General features: G+C 60.2%; 4 protein-coding genes and 1 pseudogene. All 5 read left to right on the plus strand.

Annotated elements, in window-relative coordinates; genetic code table 11:
- Nucleotides 1-67: 67 nt before the first annotated feature.
- Nucleotides 68-521, plus strand: a pseudogene (locus EET13_RS29135) (transposase); the annotation flags it as partial.
- 788 nt (nucleotides 522-1,309) lie between these two features.
- The gene (locus EET13_RS29140; protein WP_122445489.1) at nucleotides 1,310-1,822 is read left to right on the plus strand and encodes a hypothetical protein; all 513 of its coding nucleotides are present in this window, start codon (nucleotides 1,310-1,312) and stop codon (nucleotides 1,820-1,822) included.
- Nucleotides 1,819-2,163 carry an AMP-binding protein gene (locus EET13_RS29145; RefSeq protein ID WP_280177895.1) on the plus strand — a complete coding sequence of 115 codons (345 nt, stop codon included), beginning with the start codon at nucleotides 1,819-1,821 and terminating at the stop codon, nucleotides 2,161-2,163. Before EET13_RS29140 ends, EET13_RS29145 begins: the two co-directional genes overlap by 4 nt.
- Nucleotides 2,164-2,282: 119 nt before the next feature.
- Entirely contained in the window at nucleotides 2,283-3,968 is a 1,686-nt protein-coding gene (locus EET13_RS29150; protein ID WP_211189162.1) for a carbamoyltransferase family protein, read from the plus strand.
- Nucleotides 3,965-11,608: an amino acid adenylation domain-containing protein gene (locus EET13_RS29155; protein WP_122445492.1), complete on the plus strand. Its 7,644-nt coding sequence runs from the start codon at nucleotides 3,965-3,967 to the stop codon at nucleotides 11,606-11,608. Before EET13_RS29150 ends, EET13_RS29155 begins: the two co-directional genes overlap by 4 nt.
- Nucleotides 11,609-11,611 lie beyond the last annotated feature (3 nt).

The raw sequence follows: 11,611 nt of genomic DNA on the forward strand, positions 1-11,611 counted from the left end.
TCTTATCCAGTTGCGCAGCAATGCGGTCTCGGTGAGGGACTGCCGGGCATCTTTTAGCCTAAAAACGCTAACCTGGCGCCACGGCACCAAGACCAACACCGACAACCCGGCCGCGGCGATGCGTTCCCGATTCATGGCCTTACGGATCCGCCCGGCAAATCGCGACATCACCCCCGCCGGCGACGGCAGTCTTGCCGAAGCCTGGCTGCTCGTCGAATGGCCCACCAGTGCAGACGAGCCCACCGACTACTGGATCTCCACCCTCGGCCCCGACACACCCCTCAAAGAACTTGTACACCTGGCCAAGCTCCGCTGGCGCATCGAACACGACTACCGAGAACTGAAAACCGGCCTGGGCCTTGACCACTTCGAGGGACGCTCCTGGACCGGCTGGCACCACCACGCCACCCTCGTCTGCGCAGCCCACCTGTTCATCACCACCCTGCGGTTAACCAACCCAAAAGCGACTGGGCAGGGCTGACCCTTTACGGCATCGTACGCAAACTCCAACGCGCACTTGCTCATTGGATCGGCGCCTGCCCACTATGCCACCACACCTTCCCAACCTAACAAAGTACTACTACGCCCCTGCTAACTCGGTAGAGCCCCTAAAGGACCAGGGCATCGGCGGCTATGAACGGAACCAGCATCCAAGGGCCGTGTGCGGAACCTTCCACGGGTGTCGAGTTCTTTTGGCCATCACCAACACTTGGGATTTGGAACAAGCAGATCTGTTGTGTAGATCTGCACAACTTGTTCTAAGCGATTGTGGGGCGGACGCGACGCAACGCAAATCATAGGCAAACAATCACTTGCTAAACCGCGATCCTTCCGCTATATTTCTGCCTGCGCCGGATAGGGCCAATGATAGATCAACGATAGGGAAATATTGGACAAAGAGTACCCTCAGTCAGTCGTGAGTGTGGCCAGATCGCGGAAACCCGAGGGCCTGGACCATCCAGGCCGAGGAGGTAGGGCGTCGGGACGTTGGTCAATCGTCTGGGCAGACGGCCTTCAGCGCTGCGTCGCCCGTCCTGTGGTGACCGTTAAGCATCGCAAATCACCTTGCCGTCCATGGCCTGACCGAATGGGCAACATGGTGCATCTATTGCAGACGGCGGACTGGGTTACACTTCGCCGCGAGAGGTCTGACCACTGAGTTCCGCTTCGTGCTCGTGCACGACCTTGAGTTATTGGGTTGTTCACCGACGGTGGCGTGCCGCTACGAGCCTCGTCGTACCCGCCGAGCCCGCCGCATCCGAACTGGACCAAAGCGCCCAACACAAACCTCGATTGGGGGAGATCGACGATGCTCAAAACCACCGCACTCCATGCTGACCCTGCGCCAGTGTTCGTTGTCGCCGTTAACTGTACTTGTACACCGTTTTCCATCGACGACGACGCGTTCACCGGCTGGCTTGTAGCCGAAGGTGATGAGCTGGAACGCAGTCTCCCCGCCCGGAGCGCTGAAGCCCCCGGACAGGCTCTGTCGGACTTGGTCTATGAGGCGCTAAGTGCGGCCGTGCTCGTGGGCGATCCCGGCATCGAACTGAACGTCCATGGTTGCCTGACAAAAGAGACGGGATATGTTGTGCGGCTCAACAATTGCGGTGGGCATCAACAGCCCGTCGGTCTAACCAGAGGATGGCACGAGCTACGCTGGCCGCCAAACGATCTCACCCCCAGTGAAGAACTCCGCTGCTACTTACAGCAAATCTGCGATGTCGCCAACACACTGCTGAATGATCTGCCGGTAACCGCTCTATCGCTTGACAATATTGGCGGGACATCACCTCATTATCGTTCAGGTGGAAACCATTGACTCTTGGTGAAGCCGTATGGGAGTGGACTCAAAGAAGCGGTGACAAATTGGCCATCGCTGACGATACGAGTTCACTGACTTATCTGGAACTGGCGCGGTCGGCCGATGCGCTAGCGGCAACACTCTACAGTAACGGCGTCCGCCCTGGTGACCGGGTTATGTGCCAGCTTCCTGGTACAGCTCTCGGGTTTGCTCAGTACACACCGGCGTACCACACGGAAGTCGGTGCGACGATAGCCGACATAGAGGCCCACCACGCGTTCCTTCGTACGGCGGTGGCCGACTCCAACATCAGCACCGAACTGTTCGAAAATATCCAATACATCGCGCGGTTGCGTTAAGCACCGCACCCAGCTTCAGCGAGGGTGAAATGTCATTGATTCTAGGCATAAGTGGGCTGCACGCGAGTGTGCCATTCAAGACGTCACGGTTCCCTGGGCTGAACTGGCGCCAATATCGAATGGTCCAAGGATTCGACTCTGCCGCAGCGCTTCTCGACCAAGGAAGGCTCCTGAGCGCAGTGGCCGAAGAACGATTCACCGGCGAAAAGGCCACGGGCGCATTCCCGACGCAATCGATTGAGTACTGCCTAGAACACGGCGGGTTTCAACCCGCATCGATTGATCTTGTCGCGCACGGGTTTTCCTATGAGCCTCATCGCAGCTACTTCGAGCATGACGTGCTATCTCAGGACCGATTCGACACGGTCTATTCGCGGAGCGTACTGGTCGACAAGTTCGAACAGACCTTCGGCGGCCAATGGTCCGACCGCATCGTGCAGGTTCCTCATCACCTTGCCCACGCCGCAAGTGCTTTCTACCCCAGCGGATTTGAGGACGCATTGGTAGTCGTCGCGGATGGAATGGGTGAGACCGAGAGCCTCACAGTCGCTGTTGCATCGCCAGCCGGTATCGATCCGATCATGACGATTCCCGAGGCGAACTCACTAGGGATTCTCTACGGCGTATTCACCTACTATCTTGGATTCGCTTTTGGTCTCGATGAATATAAAGTTATGGGCCTGGCCCCGTACGGCAACCGCGGCCGATACTTCTCGGCGATTATGGACCTGATCCATCTACGCCCAGACGGAACGTTCACAATCCCGATTCTTTACAGCAACCCCACCGAACTCGACCGGGAGACCTATGCCGGAACCCTGACTGCGCTCGCAGAGTTATTCGGACCCGCTCGCGAGCCCGACGGCGAAATCACCACGCATCATCGCGATCTCGCAGCCGGACTGCAGGCCGCACTGGAAGCCACGCTGTTTCACGTCCTGCGGTATTTCAAAAAGCAGACGGGGCAGCAAAACCTTTGCATGGCAGGCGGAGTTGCGCTGAACTGCTCGGCCAACGGCGTAATCTTGCGGAGCCGGCTGTTCCGACGGATGTACGTGCAACCGGCCGCGGGCGACGACGGCACATCGCTGGGAGCTGCACTCTACGTTCACAAGAATCGCGAGGCAACTGTCGAGCTCCGCGGCATCGACGTACCAATGTGCGGACCCTCTTATTCCGACGATGAACTGGCGCATGCACTTGACGTTCGATCCGATTGCATCTGGGAGAGATTCGACGACTTCGACGATCTCGCCGCGGTCCTGGCGAAGAATCTGACCGAAGGCAAGGTGGTAGGCTTGTTCCAGGGCGCACTAGAATTCGGCCCGCGCGCGCTGGGCAATCGGAGCATTCTCGGGGATCCACGCAGTCCAATCATGCGCGACCTCATCAACGCTAAAGTCAAAAAGCGCGAAGCCTTCCGCCCCTTTGCGCCGGCGGTCCTCGAAGAGTGGGCGACAACCTATTTCGACATGAGGCCCGACGACGTAGCCACCTACGCATGGATGCTATTCACCACCCAGGTCAAAGCCGAATTCCGAACCGAGCTACCCGCGATTACGCACATTGACGGCACCGCACGTGTCCAGACCGTCGCGCGCGCAACCAACGACAAGTTTTGGCGCGTGATCGAGGCATTTCGCAGCGTGGCAGGCATTCCGATGGTTCTCAACACGTCCTTCAATGTGAAGGGACAGCCCATCGTCCGCACACCGACCGAAGCGATTGACACGTTCTTGTCGGCCAATCTCGATGTTCTCGCACTTGGTAACTACCTCGTCGAACCGGCGAGGAGTCCGAGATGAAGTCCGCATCAGGAGATTTCGGGATCACTGAAGAGTGGATCGACGACCCTGCCCTAGCGGGGGCTGTCCTGATCACACCCGACCATGCGCGGCCGCCGATGCAGGGCTTTACCCGCGCACGCATTGCTCACTCGACAGGACACGGGTCGATAGCTGCCACGCCAGCCACCGGTGACCTCAATGCGGTAGCAGCGTTGAGCATTCTGTTGTGGCGCCATTCCGGAGGTACCGACAATGTCGTGCTCGGTACCATGGCGAATGATCATGCAGGACCACCGCTTCCGCTGCAGCTGAGCATCGACGGTGTGCTCACTGGCGAGCAACTACTTGCAGCACTGATCTCGAAGACTAACCGGCTGAATACTCGCCGCGCGGAATATGACTACGACGAGGTATCGGCGAAGTACGCAGGAGGGTCGTCGTTCGACCGCAATCCTCTATTTCAGACGGCTTTCGCATCGATTCCGCCGGCAGTGGACGACATGACCGCTGCCCTCGACGCTGCCTGCGACAGTGCCATATCTTGCGATCTGATCTTCATCCGCACCGAGATCGGCGCACAAGTAACACTGATCTGCGACTACGATGCGGTGCTCTTCGAGGCCGCTACAGTGCAATGGCTTGTCTTGCAATGGGACACACTGATCACCTCGATCGACGACAACGCCGCGCTGCCGGTGAGCCGAATCCGTATGTCCCATGCGGACGAGCGGGCACAGATCGCGCGCTGGGCACACGGTCCGGAGGTGGTGCGCGCATCTACCACGATACCCGCGCTAGTTGCTCAGCAAGTCGCGCGAACACCGGATCAGCTTGCGGTGGAGTTTGGCAGCGAGTCTCTCACCTATACGGAGCTCAGCGCCAGAGCGTACCGTATCGCGGCCTATCTTGTCGAAAATGGCACAGGCCCACGCGCAATCGTGGCGACCTGCTTGCATAGGTCCATCCGCCTTCCCGCGGTGTACCTCGGAATCATGCAGTCGGGCAACGCGTTTCTTCCTTTGGATCCGAACGATCCCGCCCACCGCCACGCCGAAGTGGTCACCGACGCCGGTGCTGTCATGGTGGTTTGCGACAGCCGATCCGATGCGGACTCCTTCATGAATTTGCCCGAGATCACCGTTCTTGTTCTTGATGATGAATGGCCAATCATCGAGCGATCCGAGTTCGCCGTACCACCCCCAGTGGAACCTGCAGATCTGGCCTACGTCATCTATACCTCTGGCTCGACCGGCAAACCCAAAGGTGTACTCGTTGAACACGCTTCGGTGTGCAATCGGCTGCAGCACAACAAACTAGGGCTGGAATCAACCGACACGGTTCTGCAGAAAACTCCACTCACCTTCGACGTCTCCCTGTGGGAGATTTTCGCACCCCTCATCAACGGCGCGCGGCTTGTCATTGCCGAGCCTGACGGACATCGGGATTCACGGTATTTGGCGGCTCTGATTCGAGAAAAGGCAATCACGACAGCACATTTCGTGCCGTCGATGCTGAGGCTGTTTCTGGCCGAGCCCAACGCAGCGGCATGTGTCTCCTTGCGACGGGTAACATGCAGCGGAGAAGCTCTCACGGTCGACCTGGCCCGATCGTTCGCCGAACTCTTCCCATCGATCCCGCTATACAACTATTACGGCCCGACCGAGGCCTCGATCGAAGTGACATTCTGGGAATGCACGACGAACTCGAAGACACGGACGATTCCCATCGGCCGCCCCATCGATAATGTCGCGGTCCACGTGCTCGATGAGCATGGCGACCCGTCGCCGATCGGTGTCCCCGGAGACCTCTATATCGGCGGGGCGTGTCTGGCACGCGGTTACCGTGACAGCTCGATGGATGCGGGCCGATTCGTCGCCAGCGCCTGGGAACCCGTTGAGCGACTGTACGCATCGGGTGATCGCGCACGGTGGTCGTCAAACGGAACCGTCGAGTATCTAGGGCGGGCGGATCGCCAGGTGAAAGTTCGCGGCATACGCATCGAACCCGGCGAAGTGGAAAAGGCACTGTTGGCACTGCCTTACGTGCAGGAAGCCGCAGTCACCACAGGCAAGCTATCTAACGCAGGCGAGGACCTTATCGCCTACATCGTGACCGCTGACGTGGGCGTCGATAACGCTACGATTCGCCGCGAGTTGCGAAGTCGACTGCCCGCCTACATGATTCCCGCCGCTTATGTGCACATAGCGGCCTTGCCTCAAAACACCGCAGGCAAGATCGACTACCGCAAACTTCCCGTGCCGAAACTAAGCAGTGCCCCCTCGACCGAGCCTGCTACCACCACCACGCACACAGCGAGCTCGGCGGTGGTTATCCAGCACATCTGGCAAGCAGTGCTCGGCCATGATCGCGTCGGCCTCAGCGACAATTTCTTTGACCTGGGCGGCAATTCGGTGCTGCTCGCCGAGGTGTACCAACGACTGGATGCGGTTTTTCCTGGGCAACTAGCGCGCACTGACCTGTTCCGGTTCCCCACTATCGAAGCCCTGGCCGGCGCCCTTTGCAATGTCGGTTCTGTGTCCGAGCGCGCGGGCCAGGCTGACTGTGATACCGCGCGTAGCACTGGTGGTTTCGCCATCGTGGGCATGGCATGCCGAGTCCCCGGTGCAGAGAACATCGATGAATTCTGGAACCTGATCGCCGGTGCTGAGCGCTCCATCCGTGAACTGTCGGATGCTGAACTGCTTTCCGCGGGCGAAAGCCCTGAACGGATCGCCGACCCACGCTACGTCCGATCAGCCGCGGTGCTCCAGGACATCGAGTACTTCGATGCCGAGCTGTTCGGCATGTCGCCGCGGGAAGCAGAAGTTACCGATCCACAACACCGATTACTGCTGGAAACGGCGCATCAAGCCCTTGACCATGCTGGCTACGGATCGACAAAACACCGCCCACGGTGCGGCGTCTTCGTCGGTGGCCTGCCCAGCGACTACTTTCACCGCTACCTGGCCGCGGACTTCCGCCACCTGCCCTCAGCGGCACATTACCAAGTCAAGATTGGAAACGAAGTCGACTTTCTGCCCACGCTGCTGTCCTACAAGCTGGACCTGCGGGGGCCAGCCATCGCGGTTCAGTCGGCCTGTTCGACCTCACTTGTCGCCGTCCATCTCGCCACGGCCAGTCTGGCGCGCGGGGAATGCGACATGGCCATCGCCGGGGGCGTGTCCGTGCGGGTGCCACACTACGTCGGCTATCTATACGAGGACGGCATGGTGGCCTCGCCTGACGGGCACTGCCGAGCCTTTGACGAAGCCGCTGCGGGGACAGTTTTTGGGAGTGGCTCGGGCGTCGTAGTCCTGAAGCGGTTCGATGATGCCCTGCGCGACGGTGACCACATTTTCGCCGTCGTCCGCGGTAGCGCGATCAACAACGACGGCTCGGCCAAGATTGGTTACACAGCACCCGGGGTCACTGGACAGGTCGACGTCATCACGCGTGCCCAACGCCAGGCTGGCGTGCGTTCTGCGGACATCGCATACGTCGAGGCCCACGGTACTGGGACACCGCTTGGCGACCCAGTGGAGATCGATGCACTCCAATCCGTTTTCGGGGACCGTGTGGAAGAGAGAGCGCATTGCACGATCGGATCGGTCAAAGGCAATATCGGGCACCTTGATGCGGCTGCCGGGGTCGCGGGGCTCATCAAGACCACGCTGGCTCTACATTACGGAATTAGGCCGGGGCAACCCGACCTCGTGGAGCCCTCCCGACGGATCCCGTGGGCGAGCACACCTTTTCAGGTGTCTGCCACACCGACACCCTGGCCGGTCGATGCAAACTTCGCCGGTGTTTCGGCCTTCGGCATCGGCGGCACCAACGCTCACGTCGTCCTCGAACGGCCGCCCGCACCGACGCCACAACCTCGGCTCGGGCGCCCCGGACACGGCATTTTCACACTCTCGGCCCGCAGTCCGCGTGCCTTAGAGCTGCTCGCGGGGAAAATCGGCGACCACCTCGCCAGCACACCTGGGTGTGATCTGACGGACGTCTGCTTTACCCTCTCTGCCGGTCGCCATCATCACCCATACCGTCTTGCCGCGGTACCCGAGTCGATCGATCATTTGCAGGCACAGCTCGACGCATTCGCAGCTAACCGCGCCGAGCGCGGGCTCTATCGCGGTCCTAGCGCGCCAGCGAGCACAGCGGTCTGCCTGGTATTTCCAGACCACGCTGACACGATAACTCTGGCTTTTGTCGAAGCAAACATGCACCTGCCCGTGGTACGTGAGGCGATCACCCGATGTGCGCACGGCACTGGCGACCTCGCGCACACCGGCGACCCGCGGGCATGGTTTGCATCCGCGACGAGCGTCCAGCGCGAGTTCGCAGCGCACACCGTTCTGGCCGCACTTTGGGACGATTTGGGATTACATCCGCCAATTGTGTTGGGCATCGGGACCGGGCAGTGGGCGGCCGCCGCTTATGCTGGCACTCTCAGTATTGAGGAGGCGCTGGGCGCTGCGCATGCCGGCGACCACCCGCGGTTGGACAAATACCGAGACAACACGAGTTTGGCGCCAACGGGACCAATACAACTGCTGCTCGGTAGTGGCGCCTGCAGGCGTGCTGCGCAGACGGGCATCGAATTCGCAGTCATCCTCGGTGGTATCGGTGCTGACAATGCTGACTTGCGTGCCGACCTGACTTTAGCGGGCATCGAGACAACGATGAGCACAGAGCAGGACCGGGGCGGCTCGTGGGCTGCGATTTACCGAACCGCCGCGAAACTGTATGCCGCCGGTTTCGACCTCGACCTCACACGGACAGGTCCGATGAAATCGGGACGGCGGATCCCGCTGCCTGCATCTCCGCTCGAACGGCAGCGTCATTGGATCGACAGGGCCATGACCTCAGCGTCGCAGACGAGTGCTCAGCTACCGCTGCCCGGGCAGGTCGTGGAATTGCCGCTGTCGGACGAGAAGCGCTACGAGATGACGTTCGCTCGCCATCAGCCGGCCTATGTCGATCACCATCGTCTGTTCGGTCACATGGTAGTACCGGGTGCCTCGCACGTCGCGATGTCGATAGCAGCAGCGGCGCAGCTCAAAACAGGTCCTTGTGTGATGGAAGACATCCTCTTTCTGCACCCGTTCACGGTGTCCGAGGCTGCGCAGCGGCGTGCCCAGCTGGTGCTGCGGCCCGACCAATCGGGGGCTTGGGCGCTGAATCTTGTAGTCCAAAACGAGGCAATGCCAGAAGATTCCGCCGTTGCCGACTGGGTCGAACTGTTCAGCGGGCGGTTGCGTCACGGCCTAATCGAAGACATACACGTCCTGACCGCCGATACTCGTGGGGCGATCCAACGACGTTGCGCAGACACGCTCAGCGGAGCAGCGTTCTATCACGATATCTGGGTCCCTGGCTTGGACACGGGTGAATCTTTTCACTGGATCGATTCGTTGTGGAGAGGCGACAACGAGGCACTGTGCCTCACTAAGCGACCCCTAAGCGTGGGGCCCAACGGCGAGCCACTGCACCCCGGGTTGGTCGAGTCGGCATTCCAACTGCTGAACAGTTGCTGGAAATACGACAATGCCGAATTACGCCGACAAGGAGAGATCTATGTGCCGTTTAGCATCGACCGCTATTATTACAGCGGCCAGCCCGTCGACGACGAGCTCTGGGTGCACGCCCAACTGCTGGGGCATGATGACGCTGATTCGGACAGTTTCACCGCCCGCGTGCGCATGTACTCGTCGACTGGTGACTTGGTCGTGGCGATCGACGGATTTGAATCCCGCAAGATCTCACGCGCACGCGTTGAACAGCTGCTGCGGGCCGATGAGCGGTTACCGCTTCACACCATCGATTGGCGGCCCGCAGCGATAACGTCCGTGGAGACGACCACGTCTGCCACCGTTATTGCGGTGGGACCCACCTCAGCACAGCTTGCCCAGACCGGACGCGAGCTAGCGATACGAAACATTAAGATGATTCCTGTTGTGCCACAAGCGGACATGCCGCTCAGGGACGCCATAGCGCGAGCACTGGCTGCAATCACCGATGATGGCAATTTCCTCGGAGTCGTTGATCTGCGTGCCGTATTGTCACCCCGGATCTCGGGACCTGTAGATGATGGTGCCACGTTGTGCGCCGGCATGGTCGAGGCCGTCAATGCCGTCGACTCCCACGCCCCGGCACGCACGCGGCTGTGGTGGATCACCGCGGGAACACAAGCTGTCCGTGATGGCGCCGATGTCACTGATACCGTCGGTGCCATGGTGTGGGGCGCTGCCTCCGCTGTTCGAGCAGAACGTCCCGAACTGCGATGCACCACTATCGATATGGATCCGGACCGCTTCGATTTCGATGAGCTCGCTGCCGAACTACGTGCCGGAACTGACGAACTACGTGTCTCGTTCCGCGCCCATGGACGCCACGTTGCCCGGCTGCAAGTTTCAGCAGCCAACGACCCGACACCTGCTGAGGTACAACGTGATCGCGCGTATCTGATCACCGGCGGTCTCCGTGGACTGGGGCTGCGGGCCGCGCAAATGTTGGCGTCCTGCGGTGCGGGCCGGATTATCCTGATCGGACGAAGTCGGCCGACAAGTGACACGCTGGTCGCGATCCGCTCCATGGAAGACTCCGGCTGCGTCATTGATATCCTCGACGTCGACATTACAGAACCAAACGCATCTGACGTCATTCGAAACCACTTGGTTTCCATAGGTATACCGCTGAGCGGTATCGTCCACGCAGCCGGTGTGCTTGATGACGCGACACTCGTCGGCCTCGACCACGGCCGCTTCGTGCGTGTGTTGGCTCCGAAGGTAAGCGGTATGCGCATGCTCGAAAGCCTCACGGATTCGACCACATTGGATTTTCTGATCTGCTTCTCCTCCATCGCGGCGACGTTGAACGGTGCAGGTCAAGCCAATTACGCCGCGGCGAACGCTTTTCTCGACGCGGAGGCACACCGACTGCGTGCCGTCGGGACTAAGTGCACAAGTATTCAATGGGGGCCGTGGGGCGAAATCGGTATGGCCTCGCGCCTGACAGCCAGCGAGCGCAACCGAATTCACGATCAAGGCCTGGTCGAGATCCGGCCGGAGACTGGCATGCAAACCCTCGCTGGTCTACTCCATGCCGGCACTGCAGCAGTGGTCGCTGCCCTTGTGGACTGGCGGCGCTATCACCGCGCCAACCCCGCACACGATCCGCTGCTCACCAATATGCGTTCCATCACAGCGCACCGATCCACAGATCAGGCACCTCACCGCGCTGCTGTGCTCGACGCCCTGCCCGGCGAGCGGCTACGAGTGTTGACAGGACTGGTCGAAGACAATGTCAAACAAGCCCTGGGCTTCGGTGATGACGTTCTACTGGACCGCTACACCGGGTTCGTGGATCAAGGATTCGATTCACTTGGCCTGATCGATCTGCGAACGCGTCTGCAAGGCATGTTCGGAGTACGCCTGCCGGCAACCTTCGGATTCGATTACCCCACCATCGACGCCGCCGCCCATCATCTGCTCACATTCTTTGAACAGCCCCAACAATCCGGCACCGAGCACACACCAGAGCCCCCAGCGGCCACCACACCGCGCCCGGAGATGACCGTTGACGTTGGTGACCTTCTGCAGGAGGAATTGACACTTTTGGAAGACATGCTAAGCGCCGAACCAAGAGATTCGTGAGGG

It is taken from the genome of Mycobacterium attenuatum (assembly GCF_900566085.1).
Taxonomy (GTDB): Bacteria; Actinomycetota; Actinomycetes; order Mycobacteriales; family Mycobacteriaceae; genus Mycobacterium; species Mycobacterium attenuatum.

Excerpts from the sequence above, each read along its gene's own strand:
- EET13_RS29140 (WP_122445489.1), top strand. The coding sequence starts at position 1,310 with ATGCTCAAAACCACCGCACTCCATGCTGACCCTGCGCCAGTGTTCGTT.
- EET13_RS29150 (WP_211189162.1), top strand. The coding sequence starts at position 2,283 with ATGGTCCAAGGATTCGACTCTGCCGCAGCGCTTCTCGACCAAGGAAGG.
- EET13_RS29155 (WP_122445492.1), top strand. The coding sequence starts at position 3,965 with ATGAAGTCCGCATCAGGAGATTTCGGGATCACTGAAGAGTGGATCGAC.